Source organism: Pseudomonas sp. REST10 (assembly GCF_029542605.1).
In the GTDB taxonomy this organism is placed as follows: Bacteria; Pseudomonadota; Gammaproteobacteria; order Pseudomonadales; family Pseudomonadaceae; genus Aquipseudomonas; species Aquipseudomonas khazarica.
Window position 1 is genome coordinate 4,283,663 of the sequence record NZ_CP035677.1, and the last position, 17,094, is coordinate 4,300,756.

The 17,094-nt window shown below is 64.2% G+C and carries 18 protein-coding genes; 11 read left to right on the forward strand and 7 right to left on the reverse strand.

Annotation, left to right across the window (positions count from 1 at the left end; all coding sequences use genetic code 11):
• Positions 1 to 9 precede the first annotated feature (9 nt).
• The 4 genes from proB to rplU form a co-directional block, all read right to left on the reverse strand.
• A complete protein-coding gene (gene proB / locus EWH21_RS20175) occupies positions 10 to 1,128 on the reverse strand; it encodes a glutamate 5-kinase (RefSeq protein WP_037050961.1) in 1,119 nt (372 codons plus the stop codon).
• An 81-nt stretch (positions 1,129 to 1,209) separates the two neighbouring features.
• Positions 1,210 to 2,430, reverse strand: a complete 1,221-nt coding sequence (cgtA, locus tag EWH21_RS20180) for an Obg family GTPase CgtA (RefSeq protein ID WP_037050962.1) — start codon at positions 2,428 to 2,430, stop codon at positions 1,210 to 1,212.
• Between the two features lie 140 nt (positions 2,431 to 2,570).
• Positions 2,571 to 2,828, reverse strand: coding sequence for a 50S ribosomal protein L27 (rpmA, locus tag EWH21_RS20185; protein WP_031303584.1), 258 nt, complete (start codon positions 2,826 to 2,828; stop codon positions 2,571 to 2,573).
• Positions 2,829 to 2,865: 37 nt separating this feature from the next.
• Positions 2,866 to 3,177, reverse strand: a complete 312-nt coding sequence (rplU, locus tag EWH21_RS20190) for a 50S ribosomal protein L21 (protein WP_037050963.1) — start codon at positions 3,175 to 3,177, stop codon at positions 2,866 to 2,868.
• Between the two features lie 246 nt (positions 3,178 to 3,423).
• Here rplU and EWH21_RS20195 point away from each other — a divergent pair, with 246 nt between their 5' ends.
• A complete protein-coding gene (locus EWH21_RS20195) occupies positions 3,424 to 4,392 on the forward strand; it encodes a polyprenyl synthetase family protein (protein WP_277699173.1) in 969 nt (322 codons plus the stop codon).
• 161 nt (positions 4,393 to 4,553) lie between these two features.
• On the opposite strand, the gene EWH21_RS20200 is transcribed toward EWH21_RS20195, so the two are convergent.
• On the reverse strand, positions 4,554 to 5,312 hold the full coding sequence (locus EWH21_RS20200) for an SDR family oxidoreductase (RefSeq protein ID WP_037050966.1): 759 nt from the start codon (positions 5,310 to 5,312) through the stop codon (positions 4,554 to 4,556).
• Positions 5,313 to 5,420: 108 nt separating this feature from the next.
• Between EWH21_RS20200 and EWH21_RS20205 the strand changes: the two genes are divergently transcribed.
• The 10 genes from EWH21_RS20205 (at position 5,421) to EWH21_RS20250 (ending at position 13,967) form a co-directional block, all read left to right on the forward strand.
• A complete protein-coding gene (locus tag EWH21_RS20205; protein WP_179554879.1) occupies positions 5,421 to 6,149 on the forward strand; it encodes a DUF2470 domain-containing protein in 729 nt (242 codons plus the stop codon).
• Positions 6,150 to 6,220: 71 nt separating this feature from the next.
• Positions 6,221 to 6,670, forward strand: coding sequence for an FxsA family protein (locus EWH21_RS20210; RefSeq protein WP_037050969.1), 450 nt, complete (start codon positions 6,221 to 6,223; stop codon positions 6,668 to 6,670).
• Positions 6,671 to 6,994: 324 nt separating this feature from the next.
• Positions 6,995 to 7,288 carry a co-chaperone GroES gene (locus EWH21_RS20215; RefSeq protein WP_037050970.1) on the forward strand — a complete coding sequence of 98 codons (294 nt, stop codon included), beginning with the start codon at positions 6,995 to 6,997 and terminating at the stop codon, positions 7,286 to 7,288.
• 48 nt (positions 7,289 to 7,336) lie between these two features.
• Positions 7,337 to 8,983: a chaperonin GroEL gene (gene groL / locus EWH21_RS20220; protein ID WP_037050971.1), complete on the forward strand. Its 1,647-nt coding sequence runs from the start codon at positions 7,337 to 7,339 to the stop codon at positions 8,981 to 8,983.
• 220 nt (positions 8,984 to 9,203) lie between these two features.
• Positions 9,204 to 9,908 (forward strand): lipopolysaccharide kinase InaA family protein, encoded by a 705-nt coding sequence (locus tag EWH21_RS20225; RefSeq protein ID WP_277699174.1) that lies wholly within the window; start codon positions 9,204 to 9,206, stop codon positions 9,906 to 9,908.
• Positions 9,909 to 10,266: 358 nt separating this feature from the next.
• The gene (locus EWH21_RS20230; protein ID WP_277700635.1) at positions 10,267 to 10,503 is read left to right on the forward strand and encodes a hypothetical protein; all 237 of its coding nucleotides are present in this window, start codon (positions 10,267 to 10,269) and stop codon (positions 10,501 to 10,503) included.
• A 126-nt stretch (positions 10,504 to 10,629) separates the two neighbouring features.
• Positions 10,630 to 11,031 (forward strand): DUF4878 domain-containing protein, encoded by a 402-nt coding sequence (locus tag EWH21_RS20235; protein WP_167494321.1) that lies wholly within the window; start codon positions 10,630 to 10,632, stop codon positions 11,029 to 11,031.
• Between the two features lie 50 nt (positions 11,032 to 11,081).
• On the forward strand, positions 11,082 to 11,648 hold the full coding sequence (locus EWH21_RS20240; protein ID WP_277699175.1) for a YiiX/YebB-like N1pC/P60 family cysteine hydrolase: 567 nt from the start codon (positions 11,082 to 11,084) through the stop codon (positions 11,646 to 11,648).
• Between the two features lie 237 nt (positions 11,649 to 11,885).
• On the forward strand, positions 11,886 to 13,397 hold the full coding sequence (locus EWH21_RS20245; RefSeq protein WP_277699176.1) for a SulP family inorganic anion transporter: 1,512 nt from the start codon (positions 11,886 to 11,888) through the stop codon (positions 13,395 to 13,397).
• 366 nt (positions 13,398 to 13,763) lie between these two features.
• Complete coding sequence (locus EWH21_RS20250; RefSeq protein ID WP_172979181.1) at positions 13,764 to 13,967, forward strand: hypothetical protein; 204 nt, start codon at positions 13,764 to 13,766, stop codon at positions 13,965 to 13,967.
• A 95-nt stretch (positions 13,968 to 14,062) separates the two neighbouring features.
• Here the strand turns inward: EWH21_RS20250 and EWH21_RS20255 are convergent, their stop codons facing one another.
• Both EWH21_RS20255 and EWH21_RS20260 read right to left on the reverse strand, forming a co-directional pair.
• The gene (locus EWH21_RS20255; protein WP_037050981.1) at positions 14,063 to 15,559 is read right to left on the reverse strand and encodes a CoA-acylating methylmalonate-semialdehyde dehydrogenase; all 1,497 of its coding nucleotides are present in this window, start codon (positions 15,557 to 15,559) and stop codon (positions 14,063 to 14,065) included.
• 119 nt (positions 15,560 to 15,678) lie between these two features.
• Entirely contained in the window at positions 15,679 to 17,025 is a 1,347-nt protein-coding gene (locus EWH21_RS20260; protein ID WP_179554885.1) for an aspartate aminotransferase family protein, read from the reverse strand.
• Positions 17,026 to 17,094: the final 69 nt, after the last annotated feature.

The following is a 17,094-nucleotide window of genomic DNA, read 5'->3' on the forward strand; positions in this document are numbered from 1 at the left end:
CCTCTTTCACTAGACCAGGATCAGGTTGTCCCGGTGCACCAACTCGGGTTCATCGACGTAACCCAGCAGCTTTTCGATGGCGTCGGTGGGCTGGCCAATGATCTTCTGCGCCTCCAGCGCGCTGTAGTTGACCAGACCACGGGCAATCTCGCGACCATCAGGTGCCACGCAGACCACCATCTCACCGCGGCGGAAACTCCCCTGCACCGCCTTCACACCCACGGGCAGCAGGCTCTTGTGGTCCTGCTTGAGCGCCTTGACCGCGCCGGCATCGAGCACCAGGGTACCGCGTGTCTGCAGATGCCCGGCCAGCCACTGCTTGCGTGCCGCCAGCAGGCCGCGCTCGGGGGCCAGCAGGGTGCCCAGGCGCTCGCCAGCCTGCAGACGGGCCAGTACCTGCTCGATGGCGCCACCGACGATCACGGTATGCGCGCCGGAGCGTGCCGCCAGGCGCGAGGCACGCAGCTTGGTCTGCATGCCTCCACGCCCCAGCGCGCCGCCCACGCCACCGGCCACGGCGTCCAGCGCCGGGTCGTCGGCACGCGCTTCGGAAATCAGCTCGGCATCGGGGTTGTGACGGGGATCGGCGTTGTACATGCCGTCGCGGTCGGTGAGGATCACCAGCAGATCGGCCTCCACCAGGTTGGCCACCAGCGCGGCCAGGGTGTCGTTGTCGCCGAAGCGGATCTCGTCGGTGACCACCGTGTCGTTCTCGTTGATCACCGGCACCACGTCCAGGCCCACCAGCGTACGCAGGGTGCTGCGTGCGTTGAGGTAGCGCTTGCGGTCGGAAAGATCGTCGTGGGTCAGCAGGATCTGCGCGGTGCGTCGGTTGTGCTCGGCAAAGCTCGACTCCCAGGCCTGCACCAGCGCCATCTGGCCGATGGCGGCGGCGGCCTGCAGCTCGTGCATCGCACTCGGTCGGCTGGTCCAGCCCAGGCGGCTCATGCCGGCAGCCACGGCGCCGGAAGACACCAGCACCAGTTCCACGCCCTGCTCACGCAGCGCGACCATCTGCTTGACCCATACCGCCATGGCCGCACGATCCAGGCCACGCCCGTCGGCGGTCAGCAACGCACTGCCGATCTTCACCACCCAGCGCTTCGCGCCGGTCACCTTGTCACGCATGATCTTCCAGCCTTAGTCAGACACGATGGGTTCCAGCCCACCTACAAAAACGCCGCAATTAAGCGGCGTTGGAAAATTTGCTTAATCCCGGACGTAGATGATTTCCGGGCCGTCGTCGTCTTCATCGTCGAAGAAGTCATCGTCTTCGTCGATATCATCGACGCTGCGTACCCCAGCCTTGCGCAGCGCACGCTGGTCATCCAGCGCCTGCAGACGGGCACGCGCCTCGTCCTCGATGCGCTGATCCAGCTCGGCCACTTCTTCGGCGAACACCGGGTCCTCGGCGATGCGCTCACCGCGCACTTCCAGGTAATGCATGATGTCGCGACTGATGCGCTCGGTGCCGTCGCGGCTGATGGCGGAAACCACGTAGACCGGGCCCTGCCAGTTGAGGCGGGCGACGATGTCGGCCTTGCGCGCTTCGCGCTCTTCTTCCGGGATCTGGTCCATCTTGTTCAGCACCAGCCAGCGGTCACGCTCGGCCAGCGCCGGGCTGAAGCGGCCCAGTTCGTCGATGATCACCTGCGCCGCCTCGGCCGGATCGCTCTCGTCCAGCGGCGCCATGTCCACCAGGTGCAGCAGCAGGCGGGTACGCGCCAGGTGCTTGAGGAAGCGAATACCCAGGCCGGCGCCTTCCGACGCGCCTTCGATCAGCCCCGGAATATCGGCGACGACGAAGCTCTTGAAACGGTCGACACTAACCACCCCCAGGTTCGGCACCAGGGTGGTGAAGGGATAGTCGGCGACCTTCGGCTTCGCGGCGGAAACGGCGCGGATGAAGGTACTCTTGCCGGCATTGGGCAGGCCCAGCAGGCCGACGTCCGCGAGGACCTTCAGCTCCAGCTTGAGATCGCGCGAATCGCCCGGCTTGCCCGGTGTGGTCTGACGCGGCGCACGGTTGGTGCTGGATTTGAAGCGCGTGTTGCCCAGGCCATGCCAGCCACCCTGAGCGACCATCAGACGCTGGCCTGCCTTGACCAGGTCGCCGATCACTTCCTGCGTCGCCACGTCGATCACCGTGGTGCCGACCGGCACCGGCAGGATCAGGTCCTCGCCCTTGGCGCCGGTGCAGTCGGTGCTGCCACCCTTCTCGCCGTTCTGGGCGTGGAATTTGCGCGTGTAGCGGTAATCGATCAGGGTGTTGAGGTTCTCGTCGGCCTGCAGGAATACCGAGCCACCGTCACCACCGTCACCCCCGTTGGGGCCACCCTTCTCGATGAACTTCTCGCGGCGGAAGCTCATCATGCCGTTACCGCCGTCACCGGCTTTTACAAATATCGATACTTCGTCGACGAATTTCATCAGTCTGCCTCCCGCTTCATCTGCGGGCTGGGGGAACGCTTGCCAAATCATCCAGAACTAGCGGATTGGGCAAGCGCACCAAAGATACACAAACAAAAAAGCCCCGTCCTACGGACAGGGCTTTTCCAGCGCGTAGGCGATTAGGCCTGAACAACGCTCACGTAGCGACGGCCGAAAGCGCCCTTCACTTCGAACTTGACCACGCCTTCGACTTTAGCGAAGAGGGTGTGGTCCTTGCCGATGCCCACGCCGAAACCGGGGTGGAACTGGGTGCCGCGCTGACGCACGATGATGTTGCCGGCCTTGATGACCTGGCCACCGTACATTTTCACGCCAAGGCGTTTACTTTCGGAATCGCGGCCGTTACGGGTAGAACCGCCAGCTTTTTTGTGTGCCATGAGTCAATACTCCTATAAAGGGATCGGGGCCGACGAATCAGGCCTGGATACCGGTGATTTTGATCTCAGTGAACCACTGACGGTGGCCCTGACGCTTCATGTGGTGCTTACGACGGCGGAACTTGATGATGCGCACTTTGTCGTGACGGCCTTGCGAAACGACTTCGGCAACCACTTTGGCACCGTCTACGACCGGGGCGCCGATTTTAACGTCGTCGCCATTGCCGATCAGCAGAACGCGATCGAAAGTCACGGCGTCGCCAGTAGCGAGCTCGAGTTTCTCGATCTTGAGGAATTCGCCTTCGGTGACTTTGTATTGCTTGCCACCAGTAACAATTACTGCGTACATGGTAAATCTCCGTTGATCCTGCTCACCCAGCGCTTTAGAAAAGTCGTTATTGGCTGGCATGGCTGCTCGGGGCCGGAAGTGACACCCTTGCAATTGCGTAAGGCAGGGAAATGCCCAGGGGGAAGTTCAGGGTGCGCGATTGTACGCAAGCGCCGAACGCTGCGCAAGGGCCGCAAGTGCTTGCCTTGACAGCCCCTACCCTGCCACCTAGCATGCCGCGCAGTTTAGAAGGAGCGCCCTTTGTCGATGCAACCCCAGGCTTTCTACCGCGTGGTGGTGGACGATTTCACCGCCGTCGACGGCATCATCCGCCAACAGGTGGTTTCTCGCGTGCCGCTGGTGGAAAAGATCGGCGACTATATCATCTCTGCCGGTGGCAAACGCCTGCGCCCGCTGCTGGTCCTGCTCAGCGGTCGTGCGCTGGGTTACCAGGCCGACGACCTGCGCCTGCTGGCCGCGACCATCGAATTCCTGCACACCGCGACACTGCTGCATGACGACGTCGTCGACATGTCCGACATGCGCCGTGGCCGCAGCACCGCCAACGCCCAGTGGGGCAACGCGCCAAGCGTGCTGGTGGGCGACTTCCTTTATTCCCGTTCCTTCGAAATGATGGTCGAACTCGGCTCCATGCCGGTGATGAAGATCCTCTCCCACGCCACCCGCGTGATCGCCGAGGGTGAAGTGCTGCAGCTGTCCAAGGTGCGTGACGCCAGCACCACGGAAGAGACCTACATGGAGGTCATCCGCGGCAAGACCGCGATGCTCTTCGAGGCCTCCACCCATGCCGCAGCCGCCCTGGCCGACGCCGACGAGACGCAGCGCGAGGCCCTGCGCACCTTCGGTGATCACCTGGGCATCGCCTTCCAGCTGGTCGACGACCTGCTCGACTACAAGGGCGACGCCGCCAGCCTGGGCAAGAACGTCGGTGACGACCTGGCCGAGGGCAAGCCGACCCTGCCGCTGATCTACAGCATGCGCGAAGGCACCGAAGAGCAGGCTGCCCTGGTACGCCGTGCGATCCAGAAGGGCGGTATCGAGGACCTGGAGAGCATCCGCGCCGCCGTGGAAGCTGCCGGCGCCCTGGACTATACCGCCAGGCTCGCGCGCGACTACGCCGAGCGCGCCATCGCCTGCCTGGAAGTCCTGCCGCAGGGTGAATACCGCGATGCCCTGATCGAGCTGAGCCGCTTCGCCGTCGCGCGCACCCACTGACCATATCGCACCCTAATCGGCCGTAGCCCGGATGCAATCCGGGGCTCTCTGCCATATGGCCATTCCCCGGATTGCATCCGGGCTACAGGATCCAGGCGCCGCACAGGCGCAAACGAAAACGCCCCGAACCAGTCGGGGCGTTTTCGTTATCGCGGCGCGAATTACAGACGCAGGCCGCCGTCCAGCTCCAGGATACGACCGGTGTAGTAATCGTTCTCCAGGATATAGGCCACCGAGTGGGCGATCTCGGCCGGTTTGCCCATGCGCTTGAGCGGGATGCCCGCCGTCATCTTCTCCAGGGCTTCCGGCTTCATGCTGCCGGTCATCTCGGTTTCGATGAAGCCCGGCGCCACGCCGGCGACACGAATGCCGTAGCGTGCCAGTTCCTTGGCCCAGACCACGGTATCGGCAGCGACACCGGCCTTGGCGGCAGAGTAGTTGGCCTGGCCCATGTTGCCGGCACGGGAGATCGAGGAGATGTTGACGATCGCACCCTCGTTCTTCAGCTCGATCATCTTCGCCGCCACTTCGCGGGTGCAGAGGAACACGCCGGTCAGGTTGACGTCGATCACTGCCTGCCACTGCGCCAGGCTCATCTTGGTCATTTCGCCATCCTTCACACGGATGGTCAGACCATCGCGCAGGATGCCGGCATTGTTGACCAGGCCATTGATGGCGCCGAAGTCGTCGGCGACCTGGGCGACCATATGGGTGACCTGCTCTTCATCGGCGACGTTGCACAGGTAGGCACGCGCATCGCCACCGGCCGCCTTGCAGGCCGCCACGGCTTCGTCGAGCTTTTCCTGGTTCAGATCGACCAGCGCCAGCTTGGCGCCCCTGGCCGCCAGGTACTCACCCATGGCGCGGCCCAGTCCCTGGCAACCGCCAGTGATGATGATGACTTTGTCTTTCAGTTGCATCGCTTTATCCCCTCAAGGTGCAGCATTTACCGACCCCGCTGATGCCCTTGAAGCGCTATGCTAGGGCGTCTGTCCGTTGATGACGGATTCTTTGCGAGGAGTCATAAGGTGAGCGTGAAAGCCGGCAAGCATGCACGAGAATTGCTGCTCAAGGAATACCGTGGCGTGCTCAGCACCCACTCCAAGGCCATGCCGGGCTTCCCTTTCGGATCGGTAGTGCCCTACTGCCTGGACGCCGAGGGCCGGCCACTGATCCTGATCAGCCGCATCGCCCAGCACACCCATAACCTCGGGCAGGACGCCAAGTGCTCGCTATTGGTCGGCGAGCGCGGCGCAGAGGATGTGCAGGCGGTCGGTCGCCTTACTTTGCTCGCCGAAGCACGACAGTTGCATGACGAAGACGAAATAGAGGCAGCCGCCCAGCGTTATTACCGCTTTTTCCCCCAGTCGCGCGACTACCATCGGGCGCATGACTTCGATTTCTGGCGGCTGGAGCCGGTGCGCTGGCGCTTCATTGGCGGTTTTGGCGCCATTCACTGGCTCGACCAGGTCGCACTGGCCAACCCCTTCACGACGGACGGCAGTGAAACGAGCATGGTCGAGCACATGAACGAGGACCATGCCACGGCCATTGCCCACTACGTCGAAATGGCCGAGCTGCCGCAGCATGAACCGGCGCAGATGGCCGGTGTCGACAGCGAAGGTTTCCACCTGCGCATCGGCCAGAGCCTGCACTGGCTGCCCTTCCCAACATCCTGCAACAACCCCGGACAGGTGCGCGCAGCCCTGGTGGCGCTGGCCCGCGCCGACAAATGGCCCGAGCCTGGCGTCGCTTAAGCTTGAATTCAGGCCAAAGCCCCATACTTACTCCCTACTGGAAGTTCGCTTCCGCCAAGGATTCTCCGATCATGCGTGCGTTTCTGTTTCTGTTCCTGCTGTTCCCGATCATCGAGCTGGCCGTCCTGATCAAGGTCGGCGGTGCCATCGGCGTGCTGCCGACGGTCCTGCTGGTGATCGGGACCGCCATTCTTGGCAGCGTCCTGCTCCGCGTGGCCGGTGTCGCCACGGCCTGGCGCGCCCGTGAGAAGCTGGCCCGCGGCGAGATGCCCGAGCAGGAAATGCTCGAAGGCCTGCTGATCGCGGTCGGCGGTGGCCTGCTGCTGCTGCCGGGCTTCATCAGCGATATCTTCGGCGTGCTCTGCCTGCTTCCCTTCACCCGCCGCCTGCTGGTCGGCAAGATCCGTCGCCGCGCCGAGGAGCAGGCCCTGCGCCAACGCGCGTTCTTCGACGATGCCGCCGCCCGCGCCGGCAAGACGCACCCCAATGTGCTCGAAGGCGAATACGAACGCCGCGACTGATTCACGCCACAGGCACTCGCCTGCAGCGATCCCCCGGCAGACCTGCTGTTGAGCGCAGCAGGCTGCTGCGACAAGCGCATCGGCCGCCAATCCTCGGTCTTACCCAAATAACGCCGACCGCGCACGCAAAAAAATTCTCCACCTCCCCTTGAAATGTCTCCGCCCGCCCACATGTAGCAGTCACCGCAAGGTGCCTGCCCTACGAGGCAGTCCGACTTTCGCGGTGCGCACAGCGCGCCGCACCCGGCCCCGCCGGATTTTACAAACCCGCCGACCAGACAAGAGTCGGCAAGTTGGCCATTCAATTGTTAGGAGAGATCGACAATGAAGCTTCGTCCTCTGCATGACCGCGTCGTGATCCGTCGCAGCGAAGAAGAGACCAAAACCGCAGGCGGCATCGTGCTGCCGGGCTCGGCCGCCGAGAAGCCGAACCAGGGTGAAGTCGTTGCCGTCGGTACCGGCAAGGTTCTGGATAACGGCGAAGTCCGTCCGCTGGCCGTCAAGGTCGGTGACAAGGTGGTATTCGGCCCTTACTCCGGCAGCAACACCGTCAAAGTCGACGGCGAAGACCTGCTGGTGATGGGCGAGAGCGAAATCCTCGCTGTCGTCGAAGCCTGATTCCGACGAATCTCCGTTTAACCTTCAAGAATTTGAGGACTGATCAAGATGGCTGCTAAAGAAGTCAAGTTTGGCGATTCCGCCCGCAAGAAAATGCTCGTTGGCGTCAACGTACTGGCCGACGCCGTCAAAGCCACCCTCGGCCCGAAAGGTCGTAACGTGGTTCTGGCCAAATCCTTCGGCGCCCCGACCATCACCAAAGACGGTGTTTCGGTTGCCAAGGAAATCGAACTGAAGGACGCCTTCGAGAACATGGGCGCCCAGCTGGTCAAGGACGTTGCGTCCAAGGCCAACGACGCTGCCGGTGACGGCACCACCACCGCTACCGTTCTGGCTCAAGCCATCGTCAACGAAGGCCTGAAGTCCGTCGCTGCTGGCATGAACCCGATGGACCTGAAGCGCGGCATCGACAAGGCCACCGCGGCCATCGTTGCTCAGCTGAAAGACCTGGCCAAGCCGTGCACCGACTCCAAGGCCATCGCCCAGGTAGGCACCATCTCCGCCAACTCCGACAACTCCATCGGTGACATCATCGCCGAAGCCATGGACAAGGTCGGCAAAGAAGGCGTCATCACCGTTGAAGAAGGCTCGGGCCTGGAAAACGAACTGTCCGTCGTGGAAGGCATGCAGTTCGACCGTGGCTACCTGTCTCCCTACTTCATCAACAAGCCGGACACCATGGTTGCCGAGCTGGAAAGCCCGCTGCTGCTGCTGGTCGACAAGAAGATCAGCAACATCCGCGAACTGCTGCCGGTTCTGGAAGCCGTTGCCAAGGCTGGCCGTCCGCTGCTGATCGTTGCCGAAGACGTGGAAGGCGAAGCCCTGGCCACTCTGGTGGTCAACAACATGCGCGGCATCGTCAAGGTTGCTGCCGTCAAGGCTCCGGGCTTCGGCGACCGCCGCAAGGCCATGCTGCAGGACATCGCCATCCTGACCGGCGGCACCGTGATCTCCGAAGAAGTCGGCCTGTCCCTGGAAGGCGCCACTCTGGAGCACCTGGGTAACGCCAAGCGCGTAGTCCTGAACAAGGACAACACCACCATCATCGACGGTGCTGGTGCTCAGGTCGACATCGAAGCCCGCGTTGCGCAGATCCGCAAGCAGGTCGAAGAAACCTCTTCCGACTACGACAAAGAGAAGCTGCAAGAGCGTCTGGCCAAACTGGCTGGCGGTGTTGCCGTGATCAAGGTTGGCGCTGCCACCGAAGTCGAGATGAAAGAGAAGAAAGCCCGCGTTGAAGACGCCCTGCACGCCACCCGCGCTGCAGTGGAAGAAGGCGTGGTGCCTGGCGGTGGCGTTGCCCTGGTGCGCGCTCTGCTGGCCATCGAAGGTCTGAAAGGCGACAACGAAGACCAGAACGTCGGTATCGCTCTGCTGCGTCGCGCTGTCGAAGCACCGCTGCGTCAGATCGTTTCCAACGCCGGTGGCGAGCCGAGCGTCGTGGTCGACAAGGTCAAGCAGGGTTCGGGCAACTTCGGCTTCAACGCCGCGACCGACACCTACGGCGACATGATCGAGATGGGTATTCTCGACCCGGCCAAGGTCACCCGTTCGGCGCTGCAGGCTGCTGCGTCCATCGGCGGCCTGATGATCACCACCGAAGCCATGGTCGCCGAATCGGCTGACGACAAGGCCCCGGCCATGCCTGACATGGGTGGCATGGGCGGCATGGGTGGCATGGGCGGCATGATGTAAGCCAACCGGCCCCCAGCTGTACCAGGAACCCCGCGCCAGTCGCGGGGTTTTTTATTGCCCGAAAAAAGCTCCCCCGTCGTTCTAAGACGAAAATGCGACATAGGGTCATTTATCGTGGACCTGGGAACGCTGTTTGCTTATGTTTCGTTACAACCCTGAACGACGTAGTAACCGTTCACGAGGCGGACGCTGCGCAAACCTCCAACAGAAGAAGAACAACATGCCTCTATGCAGCACGACTGAACCTTCCCAGCAGGCCTTTCAACACTGGTGGCAGAAAAACGGTGACTGGGTAGAAGAACCCAACGTTCGGCGCGGTGGAGAGAGTGGCGTACAGCGCCTGCTGGATCAGAGCGGCGTGCTCTACGCCAAGAAGCAGGTGGGCCACATCTACCGCAGCCTGCTGTATCCGCAGGGACGTCCTACCGTACTGCGCGAGCGCAGAGCCCTGCAGGCACTACCCGCCCTGGGCGTGCTGGTGCCGAAGATGATCTACTGCGGCATCAACTACGACGCCCAGCAAGGCTGGTGCGGCCTGCTGGTGACCGAAGAGCTGGAAGGCTTCGAGAACATCGAAGTGTGGTACGAGAATGGCGGCCGCGAGGCCTGCGGCGAGGCCGTGCATGCTCAGCTGCTGCAACTTGTTGGTGCAACCCTGGCGCGCATGCACCTGGGGCGCTGGCAGCACGGTTGCCTGTACGCCAAGCACATCTTCGTCCGTATCGACGGCGAAACGCCGCAGGTCGCCCTGCTGGACCTGGAAAAGAGCCGTCGCCGCCTGACGCGAGTCCAGGCCGCCCAGCACGACCTGCCGCAACTGCGCCGCCACAGCCCCTGGTCCGATGCGGACTGGCAGCTGGTGCTGAGCGGCTACCGTGAGATCTTCGCCGAGGGCGCACGAGGTCTCGGCACACCTCTTGCGTAACCATCCGGCTGCCGGCCCGTGCCGGCAGCCTCGCTTTGGCTGCAACCCGCTTCACCCGCAACTCCCCCCACCAGGACGTGGCTCTACCTCGCACCTTTGCGCCAGGTAGCGACAGGCATCGCCAAGACGCCAACTGCCAGGGCCGGCTGTTACAGGTGCCCAGTACGGGCACCAAAGGTTACGCCCAAGCGTTACCCAGCACAGGATTGAACCATCCGCGGCGGAGCATGTCTCAGCTCAGCCCTTGGAGGGTGCCAGCCATACGCAATGACCGCTCGTCGTGCAGATCGGCAACGAGGCGGTGGGTGATCTAGGTTTAGCGAACAGCGTTTGGCAGCGCTATCAAGGGGTTAGCAAAATGAAATTAGAAGTAGCTCGAGGTTTGTTCCTTGGCCTCGCCCTCAGCGTAACGGCGATCGCTGCCGCTGCCTGGCAGGAGCCCGGTCCGCGCGTACTGGACGCGCACGACTGCACGGCCCAGGCCCCCTGCCCCACTGCCCCATTGCGCAAGCACGTGCAACCTGCCGTGAACCCGGATGCCAACCTGCTGGTATTGATGTTCGGCCTGAGCGGCGCGATGAAAGGCGAACAATAGCCCCATCACCCCGTTACCGGGAGACCCGCGCACCCGCTTGTGCAAATGTTCGCTGCATCACTGATCCAGCCTGAGCCTGGGGCTATCATCGCCGCCCCAACGGAAGCGACTCACAAGGAAGTCACCATGCTCAAGCGCTGGATCTACGCACTCGCCGCTACATTGCTGCTCACTGGCTGCGGCGGCCCGAACAACACCCCCGAAGGCATTGCCGAAGCCTTCCTGCAGGCGGCCTACGGCAACGACGTCGACGCACTGTTCGAGTACATCGACGTTCCTGAAGGCACCGGCGACGAAGAAGTCGCGCTGGTTCGCGGCAAGCTCAGCGCCCAGCTGGCCCGCACCGAGAAGTACACCGAAAGCCAGGGTGGCCTGGATCGCATCGAGGTGCAGGCGCCAACCCTGTCGAACGACGACAGCCAGGCCCGCATCGAGGCCATCGTTCACTTCAACAACAGCGATGCCAAACCCAAGACCGAGCGACTGCGCCTGAACAAGGTCGACGGCGACTGGAAGATCAAGATCTGAGCCGCCTGCGTCTCGGGCTGTGCCTGAGCCTGCTGCTGGCCGGCGCCACCGTGGCGCTGGCCAGCCTCCAGCCACAACCCTCCGTCAGCGCCCCAGAACGCAGCCTGCCGCCCGTGCAGAACGGCGACTGGGTGTTTCGCCTCGGCCCGTCGCGCGAAAGCCGCCTGATCCAGCAGGTCGGCGGTGGCGACTACTCGCACATCGGCATGATCGTGAGCACCTCGCCCCAGGCGCTGGTGGCGCACGCCACCACCGATGACGATCCCGAACGCCCCGACCAGGTCCTGCTCAGCCCGCTGACCGAGTTCGTCGACCCACGCCACGCGCGCGCCTTCGCCATCGCCAGGCCGGACTTTCTCGATGCCGAGCAACGCCTGCAGGTCAGCGCCGCCGTGCGTGACGAGGTCGGCCAGCCGTTCCTGCTGGAGCCACGCAACCTGGCGCATCGCTACTGCACCACCCTGCTCGCCGATGCGATCCGCATGCAGCACCCCGGGTTCGATCCGCAGTGGCAACAGCTGGACCTGCCGGTGTTTCATGGCGAATATCTGTTCCCTCGCGCATTCGCCGAATATCCCGGCATTACCTGGCTATATCGCTACTCGATCGTCGAGTAATGGCACTTCGGACGGTGCCATTCAGCTTCACTTAAGTCAGCCTCCCTATCGTCTGGCCGAAGCGTGACCGAAAGGTCACGTCCTTGCTCGCAACGAGCGATCCAGTCACGCCAGACCAGGAGAGGTCCGCATGCTCCGCACCACCCCCGCCAACCGGACGCCACGCCCAGTGGCCCGCGCCATCGATGACACGGACATGGCCAGCCCTACCCGCGACACGGGCAAGGAGGACGCCCGATGAACGCACTTCGCGCACTGCCACGGGACGCACTGGCATCCGTGGTGGTCTTTCTCGTCGCCCTGCCGCTGTGCATGGGCATCGCCATCGCCTCCGGCATGCCGCCGGCCAAGGGCCTGATCACTGGCATCATCGGCGGCCTGGTGGTCGGTTTTCTCGCGGGCGCGCCGCTGCAGGTCAGTGGCCCGGCGGCGGGGCTCGCCGTACTGGTGTTCGAGCTGGTGCGCACCCAGGGCATGGCCGCGCTCGGCCCGGTACTGCTGCTCGCCGGCCTGATCCAGCTGGTCGCCGGCTCGTTGCGCCTGGGCGGCTGGTTTCGTGTAACGGCCCCCGCCGTGGTCTACGGCATGCTCGCCGGTATCGGCATCCTCATCGTGCTGTCGCAGGTGCACGTGATGATCGACGCCGCGCCCAGGGCCTCCGGCCTGGACAACCTGCTGGCCTTCCCCGACGCCCTGGGCGATGCACTTAGCCTGCTCGGTGGCAACGCAATGATCGCCGGTGCAGTCGGCCTCGGCACCCTCGCCAGCATGGGGCTATGGGAGCGCTACCGCCCCGCATCCCTGCGTTTTCTGCCCGGCGCCCTGGTCGGCGTGACCCTCGCCACACTGGTCAGCCTGTGGCTGGCCTTGCCGGTCAAACGCGTGGAACTGCCAGCCAACCTCGGCGATGCCATCGACTGGATTACTCCGCAAGGGCTGGCCAGCCTGGCCGATCCGCAGCTGCTGATCGCCGCCCTGGCGATGGCCTTCATCGCCAGCGCCGAGACCCTGCTCTCCGCCGCAGCCGTAGACCGCATGCACGATGGCCCGCGCGCCCGCTTCAACCGCGAACTGTCCGCCCAGGGCATCGGCAACATACTCTGCGGCGCTGTCGGTGCCTTGCCGATGACCGGGGTGATCGTACGCAGCTCGGCCAACGTCCAGGCCGGCGCCCGCAGCCGCGCCTCGACCATCCTCCACGGGGCCTGGCTGCTGGCCCTGGTCGCCCTCCTCCCCGGCCTGCTGCAGAGCATCCCGGTGGCCAGCCTCGGCGCGGTACTGGTGTACACCGGCTGCAAGCTGGTCGACCCCAGGGCCATGCGCAACCTCGGCCAGTACGGACGCATCCCGGTAATCATCTACGCCGCCACGGCGCTGTGCATCGTCTTCACCGACCTGCTGAGCGGCGTACTGCTGGGCTTTGCCCTGACCCTGGCCAAGCTGCTGTGGAGCGCCTCCCGGCTGCGCATACGGCTCGTCGAAACCGCCCCCGGCGAGGCAGAACTGCGCATGCGCGGCGCCGCCACCTTCCTCCGCGTTCCCCAACTGGCCGAACACCTCGCCCGTGTCGAACCCGGCACCCGCCTGCACCTGAACCTGGCGCGCGTCAGCTACATCGACCACGCCTGCATGGAGCTGCTGCAAGACTGGGACCGCTCCGCCCGCGCCCAGGGCGGCGGGCTGGAGATCGTCGAAGGGGCGGCACTGAAACGCCGGGTCGAGGGCCGGCAGCGCACGGCGCTGGCCTGATCGCTCCGTGGCTCACTCGTGCCCTCGGGTGAGCCAGGTCAATGGATGCGCGGATGGACTATGGTGCGATGCCTTCATTCGCAGTAAGGTCGGCACATAGCCCAGCCAGGACGCACCATGGCCAGCAAGCCCCCAAGCGGGCAGTGAGCAGAGTGGGCAACGCCAAGCTCGTCCACCCTCGCGGGTTCCGCGTGCAGCCTCCTCACCCGCAGAGGGAACTGATGGTGTCCACTCTGCTGTAGCTGAAGCCGCTCCTGCAGGAGCCTGCGACGGGGCAGTGGGTATGGTTTGCGGCGGCCGGCACATACAAGACGGTTAAAATGCGCCAAGCTGTCGCCATCCACCCGCTCGCCCGAGGACTTCATCATGCGTCTGCCTCTTTTCTGCTCCCTGGCCCTGCTGCTCTGCCTCGGCGGCTGTGGCGCCGGCGAAACAGCCACCACGGCCACGCTGCAGGCAGAGCAGGCCAAGCAGGCGCAGCAGCAGATGGAGCAGCTCAAGCAGCAGATCGATCAGGCCAATGCGCTGAACAACCAGCGCCTGGAACAGGCCATCGACCAGGCGCAGTGAATGCTGCCTCGCTGCGCGCGAGGCAGTCACGCGATACCCGGAAACAGAAAGGCCGGTCACAAGACCGGCCTTTCTGTTTATCGCCCGATGCTCACTCAGCCATTGCTGGGAAAGGCGAACTGCGCAGCCTCATGGCTCTTGCGCGCCGGCCAGCGCTGGGTGATGGCCTTCTTGCGGGTGTAGAAGCGCACACCGTCCGGACCATAGGCGTGCAGGTCGCCGAACAGCGAACGCTTCCAGCCGCCGAAGCTGTGGTAGCTCACCGGCACCGGCAGCGGCACGTTGACGCCGACCATGCCCACTTCGATTTCGTCGCAGAACAGACGCGCGGCTTCACCGTCACGGGTGAAGATGCAGGTGCCGTTGCCGTACTCGTGATCGTTGATCAGTTGCATGGCTTCTTCCAGGCTGCCGACGCGGACGATGCACAGCACCGGACCGAAGATTTCGTCGGTGTAGATGGTCATCTCCGGAGTCACCTTGTCGAACAGGGTGCCACCGACGAAGTAGCCATTCTCGTTGCCCGCGACCACCAGATCACGGCCATCGACCACCAGCTTGGCGCCCTGCTCGACGCCCGCATCGATATAGCCCTTGACCTTGTCACGCGCAGCCGCAGTGACCAGCGGGCCCATGTCCAGGCCGCAGGAGGTGCCGGCACCGATCTTCAGCGCCTGGATCTGCGGGACGATCTTGTCGACCAGCGCGTCGGCGATCTGGTCGCCCACGCACACCGCCACCGAGATGGCCATGCAGCGCTCGCCACAGGAGCCGTAGGCCGCGCCCATCAGTGCGCTGACGGCGTTGTCGAGGTCGGCATCGGGCATCAGCACGGCGTGGTTCTTGGCACCGCCGAGGGCCTGCACGCGCTTGCCGCGCTTGGTGCCTTCGCTGTAGATGTACTCGGCGATCGGGGTCGAGCCGACGAAGCTCAGGGCCTTGACCTCGGGGGCCTCGATCAGCGCGTCGACGGCATCCTTGTCACCGTTGACCACGTTGAGCACGCCCTTGGGCAGGCCGGCCTGGTTCAGCAGCTCGGCGATGAACAGGGTGGAACTCGGGTCGCGCTCGGACGGCTTGAGGATGAAGCAGTTGCCGCAGACGATGGCCAGCGGGTACATCCACAACGGCACCATGGCCGGGAAGTTGAACGGGGTGATGCCCGCGACCACGCCGACGGGCTGCAGGTCGGTCCAGGCGTCGATGTTCGGGCCAACGTTACGGCTGTATTCGCCCTTGAGGATTTCCGGGGCGGCGCAGGCGAACTCGACGTTCTCGATGCCGCGCTTGAGCTCACCTACGGCGTCTTCGATGGTCTTGCCGTGCTCGGCGCTGATCAGCGCGGCGATCTGTTGCTCGTTCTGCTCCAGCAGTTGCTTGAAGCGGAACATGATCTGCGCGCGCTTGGCCGGCGGCGTGTTGCGCCAGGCCGGATAGGCGGCCTTGGCCGCATCGATGGCCAGTTGCATGGTGGCGCGATCGGCCAGGCCGACCTGGCTGGTGGAATCGCCAGTGGAGGGGTTGAACACCGGGGCACTGCGACCGTTGCCGGCAACGCGCTCGCCGTTGATCAGGTGAGGGATATGGCTCATGGGGACTCCTCAGTAGAAATCTTGTGTAGGGTGGATGATGCTCTTCTCATCCACCGTGGCAGATTCGGAAACTGGTGGATGAAAAAGGCGTCATCCACCCTGCGGTTGTCGGTATTCGCTTAGTCCAGCTGGTTCAGCACGTCGCCGACGGCGTTGAACACGCGGTCGAGGTCTTCCATCTTGGCGTTGAAAGTCGGGCCGAACTGCAGGGTATCGCCACCGAAGCGTACGTAGAAACCGGCTTTCCACAGGGCCATGCCGGCCTCGAACGGGCGGATCACCGCATCGCCGTCACGCGGTGCGATCTGCAGGGCGCCGGCCAGGCCGCAGTTGCGGATGTCGATGATGTGCTTGGTTCCTTTCAGGCCATGCAGGGCCGCTTCGAACTTCGGCGCCAGCTCGGCGGACTGCTGGATCAGGTTCTCGCGCTTGAGCAGGTCCAGGGTGGCCAGACCGGCCGCACAGGCGACCGGATGCGCCGAGTAGGTGTAGCCGTGGGTGAACTCGATCATGTGCTCCGGCGACGGCTGCTGCATGAAGGTGTTGTAGATCTCGCTGGAGGCGATCACCGCGCCCAGCGGGATGGCGCCGTTGGTGATCTGCTTGGCGACGTTCATCAGGTCCGGGGTGACGCCGAAGAACTCCGCACCGCTCCACTTGCCCATGCGGCCGAAACCGGTGATCACTTCGTCGAAGATCAGCAGGATGTTGTGCTGCGTGCAGATCTCGCGCAGACGCTGCAGGTAGCCGACCGGCGGCACGATGGCACCGGCCGAGCCGGACATCGGCTCGACGATCACCGCCGCGATGTTGGACGCGTCGTGCAGTTCGATCAGCTTGAGCAGTTCGTTGGCCAGCTCGACACCGCCGGTTTCGGCCATGCCACGGGTGAAGGCCATGCCCGGCTGCAGGGTGTGCGGCAGGTGGTCGGCGTCCATCAGTTGGCCGTACATCTTGCGGTTGCCACCGATGCCGCCCAGTGCGGTACCGGCGATGTTGACGCCGTGGTAGCCACGGGCACGACCGATGAAGCGGGTCTTGCTCGCCTGGCCTTTCAGACGCCAGTAGGCCTTGGCCATCTTCACCGCGGTGTCGGCACACTCGGAGCCCGAGCCGGTGAAGAACACGTGATTGAGGTCGCCCGGCATCAGGTCGGCGACCTGCTCGGCCAGCTTGAACGACAGCGGATGGCCGTACTGGAAGCCCGGGGAGTAGTCGAGGGTGCCGAGCTGCTTGGCCACGGCCTCCTGGATTTCCTTGCGCGAGTGACCGGCGCCGCAGGTCCACAGGCCGGACAGGCTGTCGTACACCTTGCGCCCCTGGTCGTCGACCAGCCAGCTGCCCTCGGCACCGACGATCAGGCGCGGGTCACGCTGGAAGTTGCGGTTGGCGGAAAACGGCATCCAGTGAGCATCCAGCTTGAGCTGGCTGGCCAGGGACGGGGTTTCGGTCTGCGGCATGTTCATCGGCGTAGCCTCACTCGGCAGGCAATTGAACGCAGGAGTCCGCTTGCGGGCGATCAGCGCCGACGAGCC

What these genes read in the sequence shown, in the direction of transcription:
- EWH21_RS20250 (WP_172979181.1), top strand. Translation starts at nt 13,764, where the DNA reads ATGCGTCTGCCTCTTTTCTGCTCCCTGGCCCTGCTGCTCTGCCTCGGC.
- EWH21_RS20195 (WP_277699173.1), top strand. Translation starts at nt 3,424, where the DNA reads ATGCAACCCCAGGCTTTCTACCGCGTGGTGGTGGACGATTTCACCGCC.
- rplU (WP_037050963.1), bottom strand. Translation starts at nt 3,177, where the DNA reads ATGTACGCAGTAATTGTTACTGGTGGCAAGCAATACAAAGTCACCGAA.
- EWH21_RS20230 (WP_277700635.1), top strand. Translation starts at nt 10,267, where the DNA reads ATGAAATTAGAAGTAGCTCGAGGTTTGTTCCTTGGCCTCGCCCTCAGC.
- proB (WP_037050961.1), bottom strand. Translation starts at nt 1,128, where the DNA reads ATGCGTGACAAGGTGACCGGCGCGAAGCGCTGGGTGGTGAAGATCGGC.
- EWH21_RS20200 (WP_037050966.1), bottom strand. Translation starts at nt 5,312, where the DNA reads ATGCAACTGAAAGACAAAGTCATCATCATCACTGGCGGTTGCCAGGGA.
- EWH21_RS20260 (WP_179554885.1), bottom strand. Translation starts at nt 17,025, where the DNA reads ATGAACATGCCGCAGACCGAAACCCCGTCCCTGGCCAGCCAGCTCAAG.
- EWH21_RS20225 (WP_277699174.1), top strand. Translation starts at nt 9,204, where the DNA reads ATGCCTCTATGCAGCACGACTGAACCTTCCCAGCAGGCCTTTCAACAC.
- EWH21_RS20210 (WP_037050969.1), top strand. Translation starts at nt 6,221, where the DNA reads ATGCGTGCGTTTCTGTTTCTGTTCCTGCTGTTCCCGATCATCGAGCTG.
- EWH21_RS20235 (WP_167494321.1), top strand. Translation starts at nt 10,630, where the DNA reads ATGCTCAAGCGCTGGATCTACGCACTCGCCGCTACATTGCTGCTCACT.
- EWH21_RS20215 (WP_037050970.1), top strand. Translation starts at nt 6,995, where the DNA reads ATGAAGCTTCGTCCTCTGCATGACCGCGTCGTGATCCGTCGCAGCGAA.
- groL (WP_037050971.1), top strand. Translation starts at nt 7,337, where the DNA reads ATGGCTGCTAAAGAAGTCAAGTTTGGCGATTCCGCCCGCAAGAAAATG.
- EWH21_RS20245 (WP_277699176.1), top strand. Translation starts at nt 11,886, where the DNA reads ATGAACGCACTTCGCGCACTGCCACGGGACGCACTGGCATCCGTGGTG.
- EWH21_RS20255 (WP_037050981.1), bottom strand. Translation starts at nt 15,559, where the DNA reads ATGAGCCATATCCCTCACCTGATCAACGGCGAGCGCGTTGCCGGCAAC.
- rpmA (WP_031303584.1), bottom strand. Translation starts at nt 2,828, where the DNA reads ATGGCACACAAAAAAGCTGGCGGTTCTACCCGTAACGGCCGCGATTCC.
- cgtA (WP_037050962.1), bottom strand. Translation starts at nt 2,430, where the DNA reads ATGAAATTCGTCGACGAAGTATCGATATTTGTAAAAGCCGGTGACGGC.